22 protein-coding genes and 1 pseudogene are annotated in these 20,244 nt (G+C 68.0%); 8 read left to right on the forward strand and 15 right to left on the reverse strand.

The features are described from left to right. Nucleotides 1-105 precede the first annotated feature (105 nt). Both NBRGI_RS11435 and NBRGI_RS11440 read left to right on the forward strand, forming a co-directional pair. A complete protein-coding gene (locus NBRGI_RS11435) occupies nt 106-738 on the forward strand; it encodes a TetR/AcrR family transcriptional regulator (protein ID WP_226887144.1) in 633 nt (210 codons plus the stop codon). A gap of 29 nt (nt 739-767) precedes the next feature. Beyond that, nucleotides 768-1,628 carry an alpha/beta hydrolase family protein gene (locus NBRGI_RS11440; protein WP_029895314.1) on the forward strand — a complete coding sequence of 287 codons (861 nt, stop codon included), beginning with the start codon at nt 768-770 and terminating at the stop codon, nt 1,626-1,628. Here NBRGI_RS11440 and NBRGI_RS11445 read toward each other — a convergent pair. From NBRGI_RS11445 to NBRGI_RS50095, 4 genes and pseudogenes are all read right to left on the reverse strand, one after another. Beyond that, nucleotides 1,622-2,251, reverse strand: a complete 630-nt coding sequence (locus tag NBRGI_RS11445) for a TetR/AcrR family transcriptional regulator C-terminal domain-containing protein (protein ID WP_158439856.1) — start codon at nt 2,249-2,251, stop codon at nt 1,622-1,624. The genes NBRGI_RS11440 and NBRGI_RS11445 overlap by 7 nt on opposite strands. A gap of 75 nt (nt 2,252-2,326) precedes the next feature. Beyond that, the gene (locus NBRGI_RS11450) at nt 2,327-4,384 is read right to left on the reverse strand and encodes a prolyl oligopeptidase family serine peptidase (protein ID WP_029895317.1); all 2,058 of its coding nucleotides are present in this window, start codon (nt 4,382-4,384) and stop codon (nt 2,327-2,329) included. Between the two features lie 80 nt (nt 4,385-4,464). Then, a complete protein-coding gene (locus NBRGI_RS50090) occupies nt 4,465-4,602 on the reverse strand; it encodes an AMIN-like domain-containing (lipo)protein (protein WP_441919802.1) in 138 nt (45 codons plus the stop codon). Then, nucleotides 4,585-4,638 (reverse strand): annotated as a pseudogene (locus tag NBRGI_RS50095) (hypothetical protein); the annotation flags it as partial. The gene NBRGI_RS50090 and the pseudogene NBRGI_RS50095, both read right to left, overlap by 18 nt. A 93-nt stretch (nt 4,639-4,731) precedes the next feature. Between NBRGI_RS50095 and NBRGI_RS11455 the strand changes: the two are divergent. Then, nucleotides 4,732-5,706, forward strand: coding sequence for a dipeptidase (locus NBRGI_RS11455; protein WP_029895319.1), 975 nt, complete (start codon nt 4,732-4,734; stop codon nt 5,704-5,706). A gap of 86 nt (nt 5,707-5,792) precedes the next feature. Here NBRGI_RS11455 and NBRGI_RS11460 read toward each other — a convergent pair whose 3' ends face one another. Together NBRGI_RS11460 and NBRGI_RS11465 are read right to left on the reverse strand one after the other, a co-directional pair. Next, nucleotides 5,793-6,842 (reverse strand): NADP-dependent oxidoreductase, encoded by a 1,050-nt coding sequence (locus tag NBRGI_RS11460; RefSeq protein ID WP_029895322.1) that lies wholly within the window; start codon nt 6,840-6,842, stop codon nt 5,793-5,795. 128 nt (nt 6,843-6,970) lie between these two features. Further along, nucleotides 6,971-8,053, reverse strand: a complete 1,083-nt coding sequence (locus tag NBRGI_RS11465) for an AraC family transcriptional regulator (RefSeq protein ID WP_081878008.1) — start codon at nt 8,051-8,053, stop codon at nt 6,971-6,973. A gap of 133 nt (nt 8,054-8,186) precedes the next feature. Between NBRGI_RS11465 and lpdA the strand changes: the two genes are divergently transcribed. Then, nucleotides 8,187-9,590: a dihydrolipoyl dehydrogenase gene (gene lpdA, locus NBRGI_RS11470; protein WP_029895326.1), complete on the forward strand. Its 1,404-nt coding sequence runs from the start codon at nt 8,187-8,189 to the stop codon at nt 9,588-9,590. Nucleotides 9,591-9,727: 137 nt separating this feature from the next. Next, the gene (locus tag NBRGI_RS11475) at nt 9,728-10,432 is read left to right on the forward strand and encodes a polysaccharide deacetylase family protein (RefSeq protein WP_029895328.1); all 705 of its coding nucleotides are present in this window, start codon (nt 9,728-9,730) and stop codon (nt 10,430-10,432) included. Here the strand turns inward: NBRGI_RS11475 and NBRGI_RS11480 are convergent, their stop codons facing one another. Further along, on the reverse strand, nt 10,433-10,849 hold the full coding sequence (locus NBRGI_RS11480) for a PPOX class F420-dependent oxidoreductase (RefSeq protein ID WP_029895330.1): 417 nt from the start codon (nt 10,847-10,849) through the stop codon (nt 10,433-10,435). Nucleotides 10,850-10,889: 40 nt separating this feature from the next. Next, nucleotides 10,890-11,306, reverse strand: a complete 417-nt coding sequence (locus tag NBRGI_RS11485) for a winged helix-turn-helix transcriptional regulator (protein ID WP_051727668.1) — start codon at nt 11,304-11,306, stop codon at nt 10,890-10,892. A 99-nt stretch (nt 11,307-11,405) separates the two neighbouring features. Here NBRGI_RS11485 and NBRGI_RS11490 point away from each other — a divergent pair, with 99 nt between their 5' ends. Next, nucleotides 11,406-12,257: an SDR family oxidoreductase gene (locus NBRGI_RS11490; RefSeq protein WP_029895333.1), complete on the forward strand. Its 852-nt coding sequence runs from the start codon at nt 11,406-11,408 to the stop codon at nt 12,255-12,257. An 89-nt stretch (nt 12,258-12,346) separates the two neighbouring features. On the opposite strand, the gene NBRGI_RS11495 is transcribed toward NBRGI_RS11490, so the two are convergent. Then, the gene (locus NBRGI_RS11495; RefSeq protein WP_029895335.1) at nt 12,347-12,724 is read right to left on the reverse strand and encodes a VOC family protein; all 378 of its coding nucleotides are present in this window, start codon (nt 12,722-12,724) and stop codon (nt 12,347-12,349) included. A gap of 129 nt (nt 12,725-12,853) precedes the next feature. On the opposite strand from NBRGI_RS11495, the gene NBRGI_RS11500 reads away from it, so the two are divergent. Beyond that, nucleotides 12,854-13,633 (forward strand): TetR/AcrR family transcriptional regulator, encoded by a 780-nt coding sequence (locus NBRGI_RS11500; RefSeq protein WP_029895338.1) that lies wholly within the window; start codon nt 12,854-12,856, stop codon nt 13,631-13,633. Between the two features lie 94 nt (nt 13,634-13,727). Here NBRGI_RS11500 and NBRGI_RS11505 read toward each other — a convergent pair whose 3' ends face one another. After that, complete coding sequence (locus tag NBRGI_RS11505) at nt 13,728-14,261, reverse strand: carboxymuconolactone decarboxylase family protein (RefSeq protein ID WP_081878009.1); 534 nt, start codon at nt 14,259-14,261, stop codon at nt 13,728-13,730. A 311-nt stretch (nt 14,262-14,572) separates the two neighbouring features. Between NBRGI_RS11505 and NBRGI_RS11510 the strand changes: the two genes are divergently transcribed. After that, nucleotides 14,573-15,442 carry a hypothetical protein gene (locus NBRGI_RS11510; RefSeq protein ID WP_029895342.1) on the forward strand — a complete coding sequence of 290 codons (870 nt, stop codon included), beginning with the start codon at nt 14,573-14,575 and terminating at the stop codon, nt 15,440-15,442. 9 nt (nt 15,443-15,451) lie between these two features. Here NBRGI_RS11510 and urtE read toward each other — a convergent pair whose 3' ends face one another. The 5 genes from urtE to urtA are packed head-to-tail and all read right to left on the reverse strand — an operon-like array spanning nt 15,452 to nt 20,230. Continuing rightward, on the reverse strand, nt 15,452-16,144 hold the full coding sequence (urtE, locus tag NBRGI_RS11515; protein ID WP_029895345.1) for an urea ABC transporter ATP-binding subunit UrtE: 693 nt from the start codon (nt 16,142-16,144) through the stop codon (nt 15,452-15,454). Beyond that, nucleotides 16,144-16,980 (reverse strand): urea ABC transporter ATP-binding protein UrtD, encoded by an 837-nt coding sequence (gene urtD / locus NBRGI_RS11520; protein WP_029895347.1) that lies wholly within the window; start codon nt 16,978-16,980, stop codon nt 16,144-16,146. The genes urtE and urtD overlap by 1 nt, the downstream gene beginning before the upstream one ends. Continuing rightward, nucleotides 16,977-18,110, reverse strand: a complete 1,134-nt coding sequence (gene urtC, locus NBRGI_RS11525) for an urea ABC transporter permease subunit UrtC (RefSeq protein ID WP_029895349.1) — start codon at nt 18,108-18,110, stop codon at nt 16,977-16,979. Before urtC ends, urtD begins: the two co-directional genes overlap by 4 nt. After that, nucleotides 18,107-18,991 (reverse strand): urea ABC transporter permease subunit UrtB, encoded by an 885-nt coding sequence (urtB, locus tag NBRGI_RS11530; RefSeq protein WP_029895351.1) that lies wholly within the window; start codon nt 18,989-18,991, stop codon nt 18,107-18,109. The genes urtC and urtB overlap by 4 nt, the downstream gene beginning before the upstream one ends. Further along, entirely contained in the window at nt 18,992-20,230 is a 1,239-nt protein-coding gene (urtA, locus tag NBRGI_RS11535) for an urea ABC transporter substrate-binding protein (protein WP_029895353.1), read from the reverse strand. Nucleotides 20,231-20,244 lie beyond the last annotated feature (14 nt).

The following is a 20,244-nucleotide window of genomic DNA, read 5'->3' on the forward strand; positions in this document are numbered from 1 at the left end:
GCAACGAACCTGCCAACTCTGGGCAAACGCCCGGTCAGGCCATGGTTGAAACGAACAGCCCGATCCATGTCGAGCGCTTCTGGCGCTTCTGTATTGTCTGCCCCAATGTCACAGGATGCGAATACGGGTCGAATGTATGCCGGGCAACCCGTCGAGGACCGGCAACGTCAGCGGCGTGCGCGTTTTCTGGAATCAGGCCTGACGGTCTTCGCGCGCGACGGCTACGCCAATAGTTCGGTCGGCGCCATCTGTAAGGACGCCGGACTCTCCTCACGACAGTTCTACGAGGAGTTCACCGGCCGCGAGTCCTTACTACTAGAGCTCTATGAGCAGATCGACCGCGAATCGCGCGACGCGGTCGCCAAGGCGCTGGAGGCGAAGACCGACGCGAGCGTGCTCGAGATCATCGACGCGTCCGTGCGCGCCTACGTCGAATCCATCGGCGCCGATCCACGCAAGGCCCGCGTCGCCTTGGTCGAGGTGGTCGGGGCGGGCCCCAAGGTGGAGAAGTTCCGGCTGGAACTGCGCCGGGTCTGGGGCTCGCTGCTGGCCGGCGCCGCGGAGGACGCGGCCCTGCAGGGCGAGATCCCGACCGGCGACTACGAGATGCGCGTGCTGGCGGTGATCGGCGCGGTCAACTACGTGGTGGATTCGTGGAGCGGTTCGGATCCGCGCCCGCCGCTCGACGACGTGATCAGGGTGCTGAGCAGGGTGATCATGGGAGCCGTGCGGGCTTGAGCCGGTCGCGGCGCGGTAGCGTGCCGGGCATGGAAACGGTCCCGATCCAGATGCCGGACGGCAGCACGGTGCCGATCCGGCTGATTCCGGCCTCGGGGGCGCACCGGCACCCGGTCACGCCGGACGCCCCGCGTCCAGTGCTGGTGGTCGTGCCCGGCCTCGGGGTGCCCGGCGAGTACTACGACGGTTTCGCCCTCGGTCTGTCCAGGCGCGGTTTCGACGTGGCCATCGGCGAGTTGCGCGGCAACGGCGCGAGCACGCCGAAGCCGAGCGCCGCGAGCACCTACGGCTACCACGAACTGGTCTCGGTCGACTTCCCGGCGATCTTCCAGGTGGTGCGCGACCGGTTCCCGGCAAGCACGCCGTACCTGCTCGGGCACAGTATGGGTGGTCAGCTCGCCGTGCTGTACGCCGCGCGGATTCGCGGGCGGCTCGGCGGGCTGATTCTGATCGCCTCCGGTACGCCGTATCACCGCGGCTACCGGGGACTTTCGGGTCCGGGCATGCTCGTCGGCACCGCGGCGGTCTCGTTGACGGCGAACCTGGCGGGCTTCTGGCCGGGCGATCGGATCTCGATGGGGTTCGGCAGGCAGTCCAAGGTGTTGATCTCGGACTGGGCCCGGCTCGCCCGCACCGGCCGGTTCGTGCCGGTCGGGGCCGATATCGACTACGAGGAGCGGATCGCCCGGCTGAAGCTGCCGGTGCTCTCGATCACCATGACCGGCGACGAACTCACCCCGCCGGGCTCGGCCGAGCATTTGCTGGCGAAGCTGCCCAAAGCCGACGTGACGACCTGGCGCGCCCCGGAACCGTTGGGGCACAACGGCTGGATCCGCGATTACACCGGCACGGTCGATCAGATCGAGAAGTGGTTGCGCGATCGTCAGTGATGTCTGCGCGGTGTCTCGACGTACCGGGCGAACCCGTCGAGCATTGCGTCGACTCCGATATCGAAGTGGTCGGCCGGTGAAATGTCCTCGGCCGCGTCGGGTTCCGCGCGCACCGCGGCGACGGTGTAGCTGAGCAGGTGGCCGAGCACGTACTCGCGCAGGCACATGGTCAGCTGCTCGGCGACGCTCGCCGGGAACCCCGCGCCCTGCAGGTGTTCCACCAGCCAGCTGCCGGTCTCCAGTGCGGACTCGCTGCGCACCGGCCGAGTCGCGAAGACCGGCACCGCATTCGGATGCCGGCGCAGCGTGGAGCGCAACCGGTGGGTGTAGGCGCGCATGAGCTCGCGCCAAGGTTCCTGCCAGGGCAGTGAGGCCATGTCCAGCTCGTTGAACATGGTCGCGGCGACGGCGTCGAACAGGTCCTGTTGATCGGTGAAGTGCCGGTAGGCCGCCATCGGGTCGGCGCCGAGCGCGGCGCCGAGTTTGCGCATGGAGAAGCCGTCGACACCGGTCTCGTCGATGAGTCGCAGCGCGACCACGGCGATGTGGTCGCGGTTCAACGCGACCCGCCGCGTCGGCGCGGCGCGGCGTATCGGCTTTCCGGCGGCGTTCTCGCCCTGCACGACCACTCCTCCCGAGCCGGGTCTACGGCGTAGACGACTCTCCTACACCGTAGGCCCCGGCCGCCGAATCGGCCGCTATTTGCCGCGCTCGATCAGCATCTGCGTGAAGAACTCGTAGATCAGGCCCGCTTGGAAGGCGGACTGCTTGTTGTCCGCCGCGCCGCCGTGGCCGCCCTCGATGTTCTCGTGGTACCAGAATTCGTGCCCCTGCTCCTCGAGCAGCGCGGCCATCTTGCGGGCGTGGCCCGGGTGCACGCGATCGTCGCGGGTGGAGGTGGTGAGCAGGATCGGCGGGTAGGCCACGTCGGCGCGGGCGTTCTGGTATGGCGAGTACTTGCTGATGTACTCCCATTCCTCGGGCTTGTCCGGGTCGCCGTACTCGGCGATCCAGGAGGCGCCCGCGAGCAGCAGGTGGTAGCGCTTCATGTCCAGCAGCGGCACCTGGCACACGATCGCGCCGAACAGCTCCGGATAGCGGGTGAGCATCACACCCATCAGCAGGCCGCCGTTGCTGCCGCCCACCGCGCCGAGCTGGTCGGCGGTCGTGATGCCGCGGGCCACAAGGTCTTTCGCGATCGCCGCGAAATCCTCGTATACCTTGTGCCGGTTCGCCTTCTGTACCGAGGTGTGCCACTGCGGACCGTATTCGCCGCCGCCGCGGATGTTCGTCATCACCCAGGTGCCGCCGCGTTCGAGCCAGCCCATACCGGACGCGCCGCTGTAGGCGGGCGTGCGGGAGACCTCGAAGCCGCCGTAGCCGGACATCACCGTGGGGCCGGGCACACCCTTGCGGTCGCGATGCCGGATCACGAAGTACGGCACCGCGGTGCCGTCCTCGGAGGTCGCGAAGAACTGCTCGGTGTCGATGCCCTCGGCGTCGAAGAAGCCGGGCTCCTGCTTGAGCTGGATGCTCTGCCCGCCGACCGAACTGGCCAGCAGCGTGGCGGGCGTGGTGAAACCACTGGTGGTGAGCATGAATTCGTCGCCGCCCTCGAGCGGGTCGAGATTCAGCACGCTGGTCGTCGCCATCGGCGGGGTGTCGGCCAGCGACTCCCGGCGCCAGCCGTCGGCGTCCGGTGTCACCACGTACAGCTTGGTCTGCACGTCTTCCAGGGTGATCAGCAGCAGGTGGTGCTCGGTCCAGCCGTAGCCGTGCAGCGAGGTGTGCGCGTCCGGGGTGAAGATCACCTCGAAATCCCTTGCCCCGGCTAGGAACCGCTCGAAGTCGGTGGCCAGCAGCGCGCCCGCGGGGTAGGTCCGGCCGCCGACCTCCCACGGCGACTTCAACCGGACGAGCAGCCAGTCCTTGTACCAGGATTCGCTGGCGTCGGTCGGCGTGTCCAGGTGGGTCAGCGCGCCGTCGGGACCGATCAGGTACACCTCTTCGTTGAAGAAGTCGGTGGCCCGGCCGACGAAATGCCGTTCGTAGCCGGGGGTCCGGTCGTAGCCCGCCGAGACCGCGACGTCCTCGGCCGCGCCCTCGAAGACGGTCTCCGCCGCCGCCAGGTCGGTGCCACGCCGCCAGCGCTTGGCGATGCGCGGATAGCCGGAATCGGTGAGCGAGCCGGGACCGAAATCGGTGCCGATGTACACCGAATCCAGATCGATCCAGCGCATCTCGGACTTCGCCTCGGGCAGGAAGAACCCGCCGTCCTCGGGATCGATGAATGCCCTTGTCGCGAGGTCGAATTCGCGCACCACCTTGGCATCCGCACCGCCCCGGGACAGGCTGATCAGCGCCCGGGACTGTTCGGGCCGCAGCACCGCGGCGCCGCCCCAGACCCAGTTCTCCGCTTCGGCGGCGGCCAGTGCGTCCAGGTCGATCAGCACGTCCCAGTCCGGCGACTCCTTGGTGTATTCGTCGAACGTCGTGCGCCGCCACAGGCCGCGCGGATGCTCGGCGTCGCGCCAGAAGTTGTAGAGCCAGCGACCGCGCCGTCCCGGATAGGCGATCTTGGTGTCCGTATCGAGCATGTCCAGGATGCGGTGCTCGAGTTCGCTGAACCGGTCGGAGGAGGCGAATCGCTCGACGACGACGTCGTTGTGCGCTCGCGCCCAATCGAGGGCCCGCTCGTCGGTCACTTCTTCGAGCCAGAGGTAGGGATCGGTCACGTTCTGCTCAACGCCGCTCATCCCCACATTGTTGCCGAGCGCCGCGCATCGGCACGTGGGGGTTACCACAAGTGTGCTACGTCGACCACGACGCGCAGCCGCTACCCGGGGCCGTCGAGGGTGCACACCTGCATCGGCAGGCGAGCGCGCACACCCGGGCCGACGGTGGTCCGGGCCTCGAACGAGCCGGCCCACGCGACCTGGCGGAAGGTGCGGTTACCGGCCAGGTCGATGACCAGCCGGTCGAAACATTCGTGGCGGCCGGCGCGCAGACCGGCGACCGGCGCGGGTTTGCCGGTGACCGGGGCCGCCGCGGCGCCGGCAGTAGGATCGCAGCTCCGACGCCGGTCCGATCAGGAGGTTCGCGGTTGCCGCACTTTCTCTGGGAGCAGCACTGCTGTCTGCCGCTGCTGCCGTCGGCGCGGATCGCGGATCTGGCGCGCTATCCGTCCGGCTCGTATCTGTCGGTGAACGTCGGCTATTCGGCGCAGTCGACCGCCGACTCGCTGGCGCTGATCCGGCAGTACCGCGCGGACGCGCATGCCGATGGCCGATTCCGGTTGGTGCACAAGCACTCCGACATCGGCGACGCGGAAACCATCGCGCTCGCCTTCGATCTGGAGGACTCGGGTCCACTCGGCGGTGACCTGGACAACGTGGCGCGGTTCTACGAGTTGGGTGTGCGTTCGCTGCTGCCCACCTACAACCACGCCAACGCGGCCGGGTGCGGGTGTCTCGACACCGAGGACACCGGGCTCACCGCCTACGGCCGAGATCTGGTGCGCGCGCTCAACGACGTCGGCATGTTCGTCGACGGGTCGCATTGTTCCCGCCGCACCGCACTGGATCTGGCCACGCATTCGCAGGCGCCGGTGATCTACAGCCACTCGAATTTCGCGGCGCTGTGGGAGCATCCGCGCAACATCACCGACGAGCAGGCCAAGGCCTGTGCCGCCACCGGCGGGGTGATCGGTTTGAACGGCGTCGGAATCTTTCTGGGACACAACGGGGTCGATGCCGCGGGCGCGCGGATCGAGGCGCTGGCCGATCACGTCGAGCACGGTGCCGCACTCGTCGGCATTGAGCACATCGGCATCGGCTCGGACTATTCGTTCGACGCCGCGGATTTCAACGACATGCTCGCGCAGCATCCCGAGGCGTTCTCCGAGTCCTACACGAAATGGGGGCCGCTGCAATGGGTTCCGCCGGAGGACCTGCTCGGCCTGGGTGCGGTGCCCGGCCTCGACGAGGTACTCACCCGGCGCGGCTTCAGCGCCGCCGATCGAGCGGCGGTGTTCGGCGGCAACTTCTCCCGCGTCGCGGCACAGGTCTGGCGGGACTGACCGAACGTGCGGGGCCGGCCGAAAACACAGCGCTGAAACAGGTGTGGCGCGACCATACCGGTCGCGCCGCGTAACCCGTGCGGAGCTCAGCCGAGCCGCACCAGCATCTTGCCGGTGTTGGCGCCGGAGAGCACGCCGAGGAAGGCGGCCGGCGCCTGCTCGAGTCCCTCGTAGACGGTTTCGGTGGTGCGGAGGGTGCCCTCGGCCAGCCAGCCCGCGGCCTTGCCGATGTACTCGCCGAAGATCGGAAAGTAGCTGTTGACCAGCATGCCGCGCAGCGAAACCTCCCGGGTTGCCGCCTTGTACAGGTCCGGACCCGGCGCGTCGGTGGCGCCGTTGTATCCGCTGATCGCGCCGACCAGTGCGATCCGGCCCTTCGGCCGCATCGCCTCGACCGCGACGCGCAGGTGTTCGCCGCCCACGCTGTCGAGGTAGACGTCGATGCCCTCGGGCGCCGCCGCGGCCAGCTGCCCGGCCAGATCGCCGGCCCGGTAGTCGAGGGCGGCGTCGAAGCCGAATTCGTCGAGCAGCAACCGGGTCTTGGCCGGGCCGCCGGCAGAGCCGATCACCTTCCCTGCGCCGAGCGCCCGGGCGATCTGGCCCGCGACGCTGCCGACGGCTCCCGCGGCGGCCGAGATGAACACGGTGTCACCGGGATTCACCTTCGCCACCTCGGTGAGCGCGGCGTACGCGGTGAGGCCCGTGGTGCCGAGCGCGCCGAGGTAGTGGTGGTCGGCCGCGAGTGCGGGATCGATCGGGGTGGCCAGGGTCGCGTCCAGCACGGCGTACTCTCGCCAGCCCGCGAAGTGGGACACGGTGCTGGCCACCGGAATTCCCGGCGCCGTGGCGGCGACGACCTCGCCGATCGCGGATCCCTCCAAAGCCTCGCCCAGCTGGAAAGGCGCGATGTAGGACGGCCGGTCGTCCATCCGGCCCCGCATGTACGGGTCCACGGACATCCAGGTGTTGCGCACCAGGATCTGCCCCTCGCCCAGCGCCGGAATCGGCTTGTCCACCAGCACGAAATCCGCGGCGGTCGGTGCGCCGTGCGGCCGCGCCGCCAGATGGACCTCGCGCGAGGTCCGCGGCAGGCCGGTCCGGGTGGTGCCGGTGGCTTCGGTGGTCTGAACGCTCATTGCCCTGCCTCTGTTTCGGTGACTTTCGCGGACCCCGTCGATCCGGTACGGCTAACGCTATGAGCTGCGCGTCTTCGGCCCCAGGTCCATAAACGCCACGCACCGGTCCAAACGCGACAGGCTTTGGATCAGCCGATTGCGAGGCGCGAGGGCGACGTGCCGCTCCAGCGGTGCACCGCTTTGCGCAGGGCGCGATCGTCGGTGAAGCCGAGCCGGTCGGCGATCACCGCGGTGGTCAGATTCCCTTCGGCGAGTAGCGCCTTCGCCTGTTCGTAGCGGACCTGGTCGTATTCGGCTCGCCAGCTGGTGCCGTGTTCGGCGAGCTGCCGCTGCAGGGTGCGCGGGCTGACCGCGAGGCGGCGGGCGACGGTCGTCAGCGCCGCGTCACCGGCGGCGAGGCCCGCGCTCAGCGCGCCGCGGAACGCTGCCAACGGACCGGGGATGGTGCGCGCGGTGGCCAGGACCAGGTCGGCGTGGCTGCGCAGCAGTTGCGCCAGCATCGGGTCGGCGCGGGGCAGCGGTGCGGTGGCGTCGGCGGCGGTGAAGGTGATGGTGTCCGCGGACGCGTCGAACTCGATGTGATGGGTACCGAAGGCGTCCACCAGCACGCCGTGATCGGCCGGCGCGGCGCGGCTGAAGGCGACCCGCTCGGGCACCACGTGCCTGCCGGTGGCTTCGCGAGCGCGCCGCAGGTAGTAGGCGAGCACGTACTCGTTGACGGCCGCGACCACCGCCGGATCGCCCGCGGTGGTGCGGAAGCCGACGGTGAGCGCGCCGTCGTGGGTGAGGTCGAAGCCTTCGGCGGCCGCGGTCACCAACCGGTGATACGGCTGCGCGGCGAGCAGCGCGTCGGTGAGCGTCGGCCCGTTCGTGACGAGATAGTCCCAGGTGGTGAGCGTGCCGAGCGGAGCGGCCGCGACCACCGCGAGTCCGGCCCCCGGCTCCGGATGAGCCTGGGCGAGCAGCTCCCACAGCCGGATCAGCGAGGGCAGCGGAATGCGGTCGAGTTCACCCGACAGCGCCGCGTCGTCGACCCCGTGGATCGCCGCGAGCCGGTCCGCGCCGACGCCGAACCGCAGCGCGGTGTCGCGGACCAGCCGGATCAGGTGCGTCGAGGCCGTGCCGTCGATCGGCGAGGCCGGTGATAGATGGCCGCCTGGTGCAGCCGTGTGGTCGGCGGCGATCTCACCCGCCGATCGACCCGCTGCCACGGGTCAACAGTAGCGAGCCCGGACCGCTCGGTCTCGATCCGATCCGCTCCGCGACCGCCGGGCTGTGGCCCGCCGCGCATTGTTGTGGGGGACCGGTGGGCCAACTCGCGGCGACGGAGTTAGGCTCGGTGGCGTGACTTCCCATTACGACGTTGTCGTTCTCGGTGCCGGTCCTGGCGGTTACGTCGCCGCCATCCGCGCGGCACAGTTAGGCCTCCGTACCGCGATCGTCGAGCAAAAGTACTGGGGCGGTGTGTGCCTGAACGTCGGCTGCATCCCTTCCAAGGCGCTGCTGCGTAACGCCGAACTCGCACATATCTTCACCAAGGAAGCCAAGACCTTCGGGATCTCGGGCGAGGTGGACTTCGACTTCGGTGTGGCGTTCGATCGCAGCCGCAAGGTGGCGGACGGCCGGGTCAAGGGCGTCCACTTCCTGATGAAGAAGAACAAGATCGACGAGTTCGACGGCAAGGGCACCTTCACCGACGCGAACACCCTGTCGGTCGAGCTGTCGAAGGGCGGAACCGAGACCGTCACGTTCGACAACGTGATCATCGCGACCGGCACCGTCACCAAGCTGCTGCCCGGCACCCAGCTCAGCGCCAACGTGGTCACCTACGAGGAGCAGATCCTCACCCGCGACCTGCCCGGCTCGATCCTGATCGTCGGTGCGGGCGCCATCGGGATGGAGTTCGCCTACGTCCTCAAGAACTACGGCGTGGACGTACGCATCGTCGAGTTCCTCGACCGCGCGCTGCCGAACGAGGACGTCGACGTCTCCAAGGAGATCACCAAGCAGTACAAGAAGCTCGGCATCACCATCACCACCGGTGCGGCCGTGCAGTCCATCGATGACGACGGCTCGAAGGTCACCGTCTCGATCAAGGACAACAAGTCCGGCAACGTGGAGACGGTTACCGTCGACAAGGTGCTGCAGGCCGTCGGCTTCGCGCCCCGGGTCGAGGGCTACGGCCTCGAGGCGGCGGGCGTGCAGCTCACCGACCGCGGCGCCATCGCGATCGACGACTACATGCGCACCAACGTGGATCACATCTACGCCATCGGCGATGTCACCGCCAAGCTGCAGCTGGCCCACGTCGCGGAGGCGCAGGGCGTGGTCGCGGCCGAGACCATCGCGGGCGCGGACACCGTCACCCTGGGCGATTACCGGATGATGCCGCGCGCCACCTTCTGTCAGCCGCAGGTCGCCAGCTTCGGCCTGACCGAACAGCAGGCTCGCGACGAGGGCTACGACGTGAAGGTCGCGACCTTCCCGTTCACCGCCAACGGCAAGGCGCACGGCCTCGCCGATCCGACCGGCTTCGTCAAGCTCGTCGCCGACAGCAAGTACGGCGAACTGCTCGGCGGCCACCTGATCGGCCCGGACGTCTCGGAGCTGCTGCCCGAGCTGACCCTGGCGCAGAAGTGGGACCTCACGGTCAACGAGCTGACCCGCAACGTGCACACGCACCCGACGCTCAGCGAAGCCCTGCAGGAGGCCTTCCACGGCCTCGCCGGGCACATGATCAACTTCTGAGCCGAGCCCTGAAGCGGTGGCGCCCTGCGGGACGCCACCGCTTTCGCGTGCTGCCGTCCTGCGCGGCAAGACCGTGCGCGGCAAGGGAAATCGTGCGCCGCGCACTGGTGAACCTCCCGCGGGTTTGCTAGACAGCAATGATGCGGAAGTGGCTCATCGGCGGGGCGCTGGTCCTCGTCGTGCTGCTGGTGCTGGCGGTCGGCGGGTACTACCTGATGAACTCGCGCAGTTTTCAGTTGGCCGGGCGGTTGGTGAACCGGGTGGACACGGCCGACAAGGTGGTCGCGCTGACCTTGGACGACGGCCCGACCGAACGCACCCCTGAGGTGCTGAAAACGCTTGCGGACGCCGAGATTCCGGCCACGTTCTATCTGGTGGGCGGTGATCTCGCGGCCCATCCCGACTACGGCAGGGCGATCGCCGCAGCCGGCCACGAGATCGGCAACCACAGCTATCGCCACCGCCGCATGGTCTTCACCTCCGCCGGTACGGTCCGCGACGAGATCGAGCGCACCGACGCCGAGATCGCGAAAACCGGCTACCGGGGCGAGGTCACGTTCCGGCCGCCGTACGGCAAGAAGCTCTGGTCGCTGCCGAAGTACCTGTCCGATCACGACCGCACGACGGTGACCTGGGATGTGGAACCGGCCACGGGGGAATCCGGCACCAGCGACGAGATCGCCGCGCAGACGGTGCGCGAGGTGCGTCCCGGCTCGATCATCATCCTGCACGTCATGCATCGGTGGGCGGGCCCGGCGCTGGCCGCCATACCGCGCATCGTCAGCGAACTCCGCGGCGCGGGCTATCGCTTCGTCACGGTCGCGGAGCTGCTACGGCACTGATCAGAGCATGCCGTACGCGTGCGTCGGGGTGAGCAGGGCGAGCGCGCGACGATCCGCGACCATGGCCCGGCGGTAGTCGTCCCAGTCGGGGTGTTCGCCGTTGGCGGCCCGGTAGTAGTCGACCAGGGCTTCCACCGTCTCGTCGTGCGGGTCGGCGGCCACGGGCGTCACCGAGGCGATGGCCTCGACGACGGCGTAGGCGAAGAAGTCCTCGCGGGTCACGTGGATGGCGGCCCACGGCTCGCGGACCAGATTGTGGTACTTCGCGCGGTCGGCGGTGAGCGAGATCCGGATGTTGCCGTCCGCGCCGATCACGTGCAGCACGTTGGACAGCTGCGGCCGGCCGTTGCGGCGAATCGTGGTCAGCACCGACCTGCGGTGGCTGCGGGCGAAGTCGACTGCTCGGGCGAGTTCCATACCGGTTGCAACCGGCGGTGATCCAGGTCTCTTCCCCGGCTCACTGACGGTGGTAGGCCGCCTGTGCCTCGTGCACCCGCGGCATGTTCTGCTCGACCACCAGGATCAGGGCCTCGAGCCGGTCCGCGATGTCGGCGCCGAGCTCGGTGAGCGTGTATTCCACTCGCGGCGGGATGGTTTCGTGCACCTCGCGATGCACCATGCCGTCGCGCTCGAGCGCCTGCAGGGTCTGCGACAGCATGCGCTCGCTGACGCCCTCGACGCGGCGGCGCAGCGCGCTGAACCGGTACGGCCCGTCGCGGAGCGCGACCAGCGCGAGGATGCCCCAACGGCTCGCCACATTCTGCAGAACCGGCCGTGACGTGCAGTTCTTCGCGAAAACGTCGGCTTCGAGGGTCGGATCGTCCAGTTCTGGCGACGCGGTGCGCGCAGTATCGCCGGAAAATCCAGTGCTCATGAACCCAATAGTACCCAACGGGCGGATAGTGGTGTATGAATGTGTAGTACTTACTATTAGTTAGCACTAACAATTCGTACCAACCTCTGGAGGTAAGTCATGACCGTTGCCGTCACCGGTGCCAGCGGGCAGCTGGGCCGTCTCGTCGTCGAGTCCCTGCTCCGTGCGGGCGTCACGCCGATCGTCGCGATCGTGCGTGATCCGCAACGGGTGGCCGACCTGGCCGAACGGGGCGTGCAGGTGCGCGCGGCGAGCTACGACGATGCCGAGGCGCTCGACCGCGCGCTGGCCGGCGTCGATCGGGTGCTGCTCGTCTCCGGCAACGAGTTCGGCGCTCGAGTCGCCCAGCACACCAATGTCATTCGCGCCGCGGAACGGGCGGGCGTGCGACTGCTCGCCTACACCAGCATTCCGCTGGGCGCCGACAGCCCGCTCATCCTGGCGCAGGAGCATGTCGGCACCGAGGCGGTGCTCGCCGAATCGACTGTCCCGCACGCGATTCTGCGCAACAGCTGGTACTGGGAGAACTACCTGGGCGGCCTCGCGCACACCGTCGAATCGGGCGTCCTGCGCGGCGCGGCGGGCGCGGGCCGGGTATCGGGTGCGGCCCGTGCCGACTATGCCGAGGCGGCCGCGAAGGTGCTCACCACCGAGGGGCACGAGGGGCAGGTCTACGAACTCGGCGGGGATGAGCACCTCACCTATGCCGAACTGGCCCAGGTGATTTCGCAGGCTGCGGGCAAGCCCGTCCGTTATGAGAATCTCACCGAAGCGCAGTACCTCGCCGCCTTGGTGCAGGCGGGCATGCCCGAGGAACAGGCGAAGGTGATCGCGGACGCGGATTCCGGCATCGCCGCGGGCGTGCTCGATGTCACCAGCGGTCATCTGCAGAAATTGCTCGGGCGGTCCTCGACTCCCGCGCTCGAGGTCTTTCGCGCCGCGCTCGTTTGATCCGGGCGGCCGATCGGCCACTGCCGCTGCGGCTGCGGCCTCGAACGGTGAGCTCTCCGATGCGAGAGCTCACCGTTCGCGCTAGGGGCTCACACCCATTGCACGAGTTGCAGGATGATGCCGTTGGGGTCGCGCATCTGGAAGTAGCGCTCGCCCCATTCCTCGGTCTCGATCGGCGTCTCGATCGGCACGCCCTCGCCTTGCAGCCGGGCGTACTCGGCGTCGATGTCGTCCACCTCGAATACGACGAGCAGTCCCTCGCCCGCGCTGCCCGCGCTGTTCGCCGGCTTGAACGATTTCAGGCCGGTGCGCAGGTAGATGACATTCATGCCGGCATTGGGTCGCTCCAGTGAGACGAAGCCGTCGGCGGACATCTTCTCGGTGAACCCGAGGTGCTCGATGAGGAATTCCGCCGAGGCGCGCGGGTCGGCGACGTTGAGGGAGATGGCGGAAGCGGTGATGTTCAAGGGGTCCTCCTCGGGCTCGCGATTAACTCTATACTAAGTACGTTGTACTTTGTAGAAGAATTTTCACCTGGTCGCACTATGACCCGCGTCACGTCGATACGATCGGACCGACCAGGGCGAGGAGGCAGGGTGGCAGACGGTGCGACACGAGGCCGCGGCAAGCAGGACCGCAGCAGTGCGGGCGATCCCGTGCGCACACTGGAATTGCTGTGGCGGGTGCCCGGAACTCCGGTGCGCGGTCCGAAGCAGCGCAGCAGTGTCGATGCCGTGGTCGACGCGGCCATCGCGATCGCCGACACCGCGGGTATCGAGGCGCTCACCATGCGCGCGGTCGCGAACGCACTCGGCATGACGCCGATGGCGACCTACACCTATGTACCCGGCAAGGCCGAACTACTCGATCTCATGGTGGACAAGGTCTATGGTGCGATGGCCCGGCCGGATCTGACCGAAATGCCTTGGCGTGCCAGGGTCACCGCGATCGCGGACGAGAACCGCGCACTGCTCACCCGGCATCCGTGGCTGGCTTATCTGCCTACCACCCGGCCGCCGCTGGGCCCCGGCCAAGCCGCCAAATACGACCACGAACTGCGCGCCTTCGAGGGACTCGGCCTCGACGACGTCACGATGGACGCCGCACTCACCTTCGTCCTCGGCTTCGTGAACTCCGTAGCGCGCATCGCGATCGATACCGCCCGCGCGGCCGCGGACAGCGATATGTCCGACCCCCAGTGGTGGGACCGCGTAGCCCCGGTCCTCGCGCAACTCGTCGACCCGTCCCGCTACCCGGTGGGTTCCCGCGTCGGCACCACCGCGGGCCGAGTCCACGACTCCGCCTACAGCGCCGACCACGCCTACGATTTCGGCCTGGCCCGCATCCTCGACAGCCTCGCGCCGCTCATCCCCTGAGCGGGCAACACCTTTCGCCGCCGCGGCCAGCACACCATCGTGGCGGCGTCGCGCGATTTCGCATGCCACGCCCTGTGTGTCGGCTCGACAGGGCTCAGACGCCGTCGCGTTGGATGCGCAGGGCGGTGATGGTGGCGGCCAGGCCCTCGTATTGGTTTACCAGGAGGACGATTTCGATGAGGCTGCGTTCGTCGTAGTGCTCGGCGAGGGCGGACCAGTGGGTGTCGTCGAGGTCGCGGGTCTGCACCAGTTGGTCGACGGCGGCGATCAGGGCGCGGTGCTTGGCGGACCAGCCGGGTGCGTCCGGGCCGGTGCGCAGCCGGTCCAGGATCTCCGGTGTCACGCCCGCCTTTTTGCCGAGGCGGATGTGGTGATCCATTTCGTAGTCGCAGGCGCGCAGGTGCGCGACCCGGATGATCACCAGTTCCGATTCGTGCCGGGGCAGCCTGCCGCCCGGCATGAGCTTGCCCGAATAGTGCAGCCAGCCGCGGAACAGCCCCTTGGTGCGGCCGAGCGTGCTGAACAGGTGCGCGTCTTCGGTGCCCGCGGCGCGGGACAGGGCCCGCCAGACCACCCAGTTGACCGGCCCGAGTTCCCGCAGCCGTCCGGGCGAAATGCGTGGTCGCAGCGCTGAAACCATGGTCGACCGGCACCTCCGCGTGATCGGTGAGCGGCCGCGCGGTGCCCGGCCGATTCGTCAGCCTACCGGCGAGTTCGCCCCCGATCGAGGGCTGCGCGCCGCATGGCCGGCTGGGTTCGGTGCCGAATTGCCTGCGCACCCTGGGGATTACCCGGTTACGATCGGATTCGTGGGCAGCTGGGCAGCGTGTGGGGGACAGCCGCAGCGCGCCGTGCCTTCGACCGCGGGCCGTCGGCGCAGCGTATGCGGCGGCGCGCGGTAGCAGCCCGGAAGAACGCGGAGAGGCGGACGAGCTCGACATGCTGGTGAGGGTCAGGCCCGGGGCGCAGCTCTCCGGTGCCGAACAAGAGTTCGTCGAATGCCTGCGGTCCTATCCGTCGCCCGCCCTCGCGATGGTCGATCTACAGGTTGCCGAGCGGCAGATCGACGCGGTGGTCTGGACGCCCCGCGGGCTCACCGTGCTGGAGGTCAGAGGCTTCAAGCGCAGGCAGAGCGGCATTCTCAACATCCGCGCCGACGGTCCGTGGAAGATCAGCGACGCCGACGCCGACCTGGACGAGCAGCCCGGCCGCCCGTCCGACCGGCTGGAAAACGGCATGGTCGCGGTGAAGCACACGTTGGAGCGGGCGCTGCTCGACGCGGGACACGTCTGCGGCGCCGTGGTTCTGGTGCCGTTCCGGGGCGCGGTGGTCCGGCCGTCGCGCACCAACCTGCGCCCCGGCCTCGACGTGGTGGTCGGCAATGTCTCCGACGCCACCGAGCTGCGCATCTATCTCGAAGGTTTCTCCGCCGGACCGCGGCGCTGGACCGCCGACCGGGTGATCGGCGATTGCAACGCGCTCGGCCTCGGCGAGCTCACCCCGTCGCGCGCGGAGCTGATCGACGCGGGCTTCGAACAGGTGGCCCAGGAATCGCCGAGCGTCATTCCGCGTCCGCCCAAGCCGCGGGTCGAGCCGACCCCGGGCGTCGCGACCAAGCGGCAGTCCTACGCGGGCTGGGGCGTCGTCGCCCTGGCGCTGGCCGGGATGGTCGTCGTGCTCGGCGTGATCGCGAACTCACTGGTGCACGACTCGTCGCACCCGCAGACCGAGACCAGCACCACGAGCCCGACGCCGTCGCCGCCGCCGTATCGCCCGACGTCGTGCTACCCGTTCCAGACCGACTGCTGAGCTCGGCGCTCAGATCGCCATCGCCGCATGGACCGTGCCGACCGCGGCCTCGCCGCCTGCGCCGGTGGCGGTGACGCGACCCGCCTGCAATATGTAGAAGTGCTGTGCTGCTTGTAATGCGAAGCCGATGTGCTGCTCGACCAGCAGCACGCTCAGTCCGCCCCGCTGCGTCAGTTCGATGATGGTGCGCTCGATCTCGGCGACCACAGAGGGCTGAATGCCCTCGGTGGGTTCGTCGAGAATGAGCAGTGTCGGCTCGGTGATCAGGGCGCGGGCGATCGCCAATTGTTGCCGCTGCCCGCCGGAGAGCAACCCTGCTTTGCGGTCCAGCACCTCGCGCAGGGCGGGGAACAGGTCGAGCGCCTCGCCGATCAGCGCTTTGCCGCGCCGGCGTCCGTCCGCGACCACCTGCAGGTTTTCCGCCGTGGTCAGCTGCGGGAAACTCTGTTGCCCCTGTGGCACATACGCGATGCCGCGCCGCACCCGGCGCGACGGGGACAGCTTGGTGAGCGCCTCGCCGTTGAACCGGATCTGACCGGATCTGGTGGCGATCAGTCCGATCGCGGTGCGCAGCAGCGTGGTCTTGCCCGCGCCGTTGTGCCCGAGCACCGCGACGACGCTGTCGTCCGGGACCGTCACCGAGACGCCGTGGAGCACCTCGGTCCGGCCGTATCCGGAATGGATATCGATGAGCTCCAGCATCAGGCGGACTCCTTGTCCGGTGCGCAATCACGTTCTGTGGCAATCTCGTCGAGATCGGACCCGATCGCCGCGGCGGTGCCGAGGTAGACCTGCTGCACCTTCGGATCCGCCTGCACCTGTGCGACGGTGCCCTCGCTGAGCACCTGCCCACCGGCGAGCACGGTCACCGAACTGGCGAAGGCGCGCATGAATTCCATGTCGTGCTCGACCACCACGACGACCCGCTCGGCACCGATGCGGCGCAACAGGTTTCCGGTCTCCTCCCGTTCTTCGGCGCTCATGCCCGCGACCGGTTCATCGAGCAGCAGTATCGACGCATGCTGCACCAGCAGCATGCCGATTTCGAGCCACTGTTTCTGACCGTGCGCCAGTACACCCGCGGGCCGGTCACGCAGCTCGCCGAGGCCGGTGAGTTCCAGGGCCTCCTCGATACTGGGCAGCACCGACCTGCGGCGACGCAACATGGTGCGCGCCGAACGGCCCGCACCGGCCGCGATATCGAGATTTTGCAGCACGCTGAGCTGTTCGAAGACGCTGGCGGTCTGGAAGGTCCGTCCGACGCCGAGCCTGGCGATCTGATGCACCTTCTTGCCGAGCAACTCGACGCCGGTCTTCTGGGCCGAGCCGGTGGCGGGCACCAGGCCGGTGATCGCGTCGATGAGCGTGGTCTTCCCGGCGCCGTTGGGGCCGATCAAGAAGCGCAGATCGCCCTGCAACACGGTGAGGTCGACGTCGGTCACCGCCTTGAAGCCGTCGAAACTCACCGAGAGACCGCGGATTTCGAGGTATTCACTGGACATGCCCGCGTTGCCGCCGAGCTTCGGTTCCGCGATCATCGTGCGTGCGCCTTCCGTAGCTCCGGCGCCGGCTCGGCCACCGGTGTGCTCGCGGCCGAACGCCGGAATCGGTTGCCCAGCCTGTCCTTTGCCAGCAGCCACACCCCGGCCAGGCCGGCCGGGACGAAACCGATCACCACGATGAAGAGCACCCCCTGCAGATAGGTCCAGCCGGACGGGAACTGTTCGGACAGAGCTGTCTGCGCCCAGGCCACTCCGATCGCGCCGAGTACCGGGCCGAGCAGCGTGGTCCGCCCGCCGATCGCGACCCCGATGAGCAACGCGATGGACGGCACCACGCCGACGTCGGCGGGGGAGATGATGCCGACGATCGGCGTGAACAGCGCACCCGCGATACCCGCGAAGAACGCCGCGACCACGTAAGCGACGATCTTCACGTTGGCCGGATCGTAGCCGAGGAAACGGACCCGTTCTTCCTGGTCGCGCACCGCGATCAGCAATTCGCCGTAGCGGCTGCGCATCAGCTGGCGCGCCAGCGCGAGCACCACGAGCAGCGTGCCCGCCGCGATGAAGAACAGCATCTTCCGGTTCGCCGGATCCGACAGCTTGAAGCCGAAGAACGCCCGGAAGTCCGACAGCCCGGTGAAGCCGCCGATGGCCTGCTGACCGGTCAGCAGGATCGCCAGCGCGGCCGCCAGCGCCTGGCTCAGAATGGCGAAGTACGCACCCTTGACCCGGCGCTTGAAGACGCCGTAGCCGAGCATCGCCGCCACCAGCGCGGGCAGCACCGCAATAGCGAGCAGCGTCACCGGTGCGGACGCGAAAGGCCGCCAGAACGCGGGCAATTCGCGGATGCCGGCGATCTCCATGAACTCGGGCACCTCGTTGCCGAGCCGAGCGGCGTCGGCCAGTTGCAGGTGCATCGCCATGAGGTAGGCGCCGAGGCCGAAGAACACACCCTGCCCGAGCGTGAGCATTCCCCCTCGGCCCCAGGCCAATCCGATGCCGACCGCCACGATGGCGAAGCACAGGAATTTGGCCAGCAGATTCAACCGGAAGTCGCTGAGCACCGCGGGCGCGACCGCGAACAACAGGATCGCAGCGATCCCGAAACCTCCGAGAACCCGCCAGGCGGAGTAATCACGTCCCGATCGTGCCGGAGTGGTCATACGAGACTCCTTGTCCGGGTGGTGAACAGACCCTGCGGGCGGAGCTGAAGCAACACGACGATGACGACGAAGACGATGACCTTCGCGATCGACGCGGTCGTCGAGTACTCGATGAACGAGTTGAGCAGGCCGAGCGCGAACGCGGCGAGCACCGTGCCCTTGATCTGGCCGAGTCCACCGATCACCACCACGAGGAAGGCATCGATCAGATAGCTCTGTCCGATGGTCGGGCTGGTCGAACCGATCAGGGTCAGCGCGACACCTGCGATCCCGGCCAGGCCCGAGCCGATGAAGAACGTGCTGATATCGGTGAAACGGCTGGATACACCGCTGGTTTCGGCCAGGCCCCGGTTCTGCACCACGGCGCGGATGCGCCTGCCCAGTGGTGTGGACTGCAAGACCGCGGCCAGCGCGAGCACCGCGATGACGGCCAGCAGCAGGATGAACAGGCGGCTCTTCGGCACCACCGCGCCGAGTATCGTCACACCGCCACTGAGCCATTCGGGTGCGACGACATTCTTGGCGGGTGCGCCGAAGACGTCGCGGGCCAGCTGCTGCAACACCAAGCCGACGCCGAAGGTGACCAGCAGCGTGTCCAGCGGTCGGTCGTACATCCAGCGGATCAGGCCCATCTCCAGCACCGCGCCGAGCAGGCCGCCGATCAGGAAGCCGACCAGCAACGACACCACCAGCGACGCGCCGGCCGACGAGATGACCTTCTGCACAACATAAGTCGTGTAGCAGCCGGCCATGATGAACTCGCCGTGGGCCATGTTGATCACACCCATTTGCCCGAAGGTCAGCGACAAGCCCAGCGCGGCGAGCAGCAGAATCGAACCGAGGCTCAATCCGGTGAAGAGCTGGCCGACAACGACATCCATCTACTTGAGGCCTTCGGCCCACTCGTAGGACTTCAGATACGGGTCCGGCGTGACGGCCTTGCCCGAGTCCCACACGGTGTAGATGAGCCCGTCCGGTCGGATCTCACCGATCCGTGCGGTCTTGGTGATGTGATGGTTGGCGCCGTCGATGGTGACCAGTCCCTCGGGGGCTTCGAAGCTCACGCCGCCGGCCGCCGCCTGTATCTCGGCCACCTGGAACGATTTCGCCTTCTCGACGGTGTTCTTCCACAGGAAGACCGAGGTGTAGGCCGCTTCCATCGGGTCCGAGGTCGGCTTGTCGGCGCCGAACGCGGCCTTGTAGTCAGCCACGAATTTCTTGTTCACCGGGGTGTCCACGGTCTGGTAGTAGTTCCACGCGGTGAGCTGCCCGGCGATGTTCTGCGCGCCGATGCCCGCGACCTCTTCCTCCGCGATCGACACCGAAACTACCGGCATCTCAGCGGCTTTCAGGCCGGCGCTGGTGTACTCCCGGAAGAACGCCACGTTCGAATCACCGTTGAGGGTGTTGAATACGGCGCCCGCCTTGGCGGTTCGCACCTTGTTCACGATGGTGGAGAAGTCGGTCGAACCCAGTGGGGTGTAGTCCTCACCCTTGATCTCGATGCCGTTGGCCTTCGCGTACGCCTTGATCTCCCGGTTGGCGGTCTGCGGGAAGACATAGTCGGAGCCGACCAGGTACAGCGACGTGATGCCCTTCTGCTTCAGGTAGTCCAGCGCCGGGATGATCTGCTGATTGGTCGTCGCGCCGGTGTAGAAGATGTTCTTGCTGTCTTCCAGGCCCTCGTACTGGACCGGGTAGTACAGCAGCGAGTTCAGACTCTCGAACTTGGGTTTCATCGCCTTGCGGCTCGACGAGGTCCAGCCGCCGAACACCGCGGCGACGCAATCGGAGCTGATGAGCTTCTCGGCCTTCTCCGCAAAGGTCTTCGGATCCGATGCGCCGTCCTCGAGCACCAGTTCGATCTTCTTCCCGAGGACGCCGCCCGCCGCGTTGATCTGATCGACCGCCAGTTTGGTCGCATTGGCGACGGTCACCTCCGAGATCGCCATCGTGCCGGACAGCGAGTGCAGCGAACCGACCTTGATCGAATCCTTCGAGGTGTCCAGGCAGGAGGTCGCGTTCGAGCCGGACGATGTGGCGTCGTCCTTGGCGCCACAGGCGGTCAGCAACAAGCCGGCGAGCGCAATTGCGGTCGGTACCGCCATCGCCTTGGCCATACGCCGGGAACGGA

The organism is Nocardia brasiliensis IFM 10847 (genome assembly GCF_000710915.1).
Taxonomy (GTDB): domain Bacteria; phylum Actinomycetota; class Actinomycetes; order Mycobacteriales; family Mycobacteriaceae; genus Nocardia; species Nocardia brasiliensis_A.

Excerpts from the sequence above, each read along its gene's own strand:
- urtB (WP_029895351.1), bottom strand. The coding sequence starts at position 18,991 with ATGGATGTCGTTGTCGGCCAGCTCTTCACCGGATTGAGCCTCGGTTCG.
- urtE (WP_029895345.1), bottom strand. The coding sequence starts at position 16,144 with ATGCTGGAGCTCATCGATATCCATTCCGGATACGGCCGGACCGAGGTG.
- urtD (WP_029895347.1), bottom strand. The coding sequence starts at position 16,980 with ATGATCGCGGAACCGAAGCTCGGCGGCAACGCGGGCATGTCCAGTGAA.
- NBRGI_RS11510 (WP_029895342.1), top strand. The coding sequence starts at position 14,573 with ATGCTGGTGAGGGTCAGGCCCGGGGCGCAGCTCTCCGGTGCCGAACAA.
- NBRGI_RS11440 (WP_029895314.1), top strand. The coding sequence starts at position 768 with ATGGAAACGGTCCCGATCCAGATGCCGGACGGCAGCACGGTGCCGATC.
- NBRGI_RS11460 (WP_029895322.1), bottom strand. The coding sequence starts at position 6,842 with ATGAGCGTTCAGACCACCGAAGCCACCGGCACCACCCGGACCGGCCTG.
- urtA (WP_029895353.1), bottom strand. The coding sequence starts at position 20,230 with ATGGCCAAGGCGATGGCGGTACCGACCGCAATTGCGCTCGCCGGCTTG.
- NBRGI_RS11485 (WP_051727668.1), bottom strand. The coding sequence starts at position 11,306 with ATGAGCACTGGATTTTCCGGCGATACTGCGCGCACCGCGTCGCCAGAA.
- NBRGI_RS11490 (WP_029895333.1), top strand. The coding sequence starts at position 11,406 with ATGACCGTTGCCGTCACCGGTGCCAGCGGGCAGCTGGGCCGTCTCGTC.
- NBRGI_RS11450 (WP_029895317.1), bottom strand. The coding sequence starts at position 4,384 with ATGAGCGGCGTTGAGCAGAACGTGACCGATCCCTACCTCTGGCTCGAA.
- NBRGI_RS11480 (WP_029895330.1), bottom strand. The coding sequence starts at position 10,849 with ATGGAACTCGCCCGAGCAGTCGACTTCGCCCGCAGCCACCGCAGGTCG.
- NBRGI_RS11435 (WP_226887144.1), top strand. The coding sequence starts at position 106 with ATGTCACAGGATGCGAATACGGGTCGAATGTATGCCGGGCAACCCGTC.
- NBRGI_RS11475 (WP_029895328.1), top strand. The coding sequence starts at position 9,728 with ATGATGCGGAAGTGGCTCATCGGCGGGGCGCTGGTCCTCGTCGTGCTG.
- urtC (WP_029895349.1), bottom strand. The coding sequence starts at position 18,110 with ATGACCACTCCGGCACGATCGGGACGTGATTACTCCGCCTGGCGGGTT.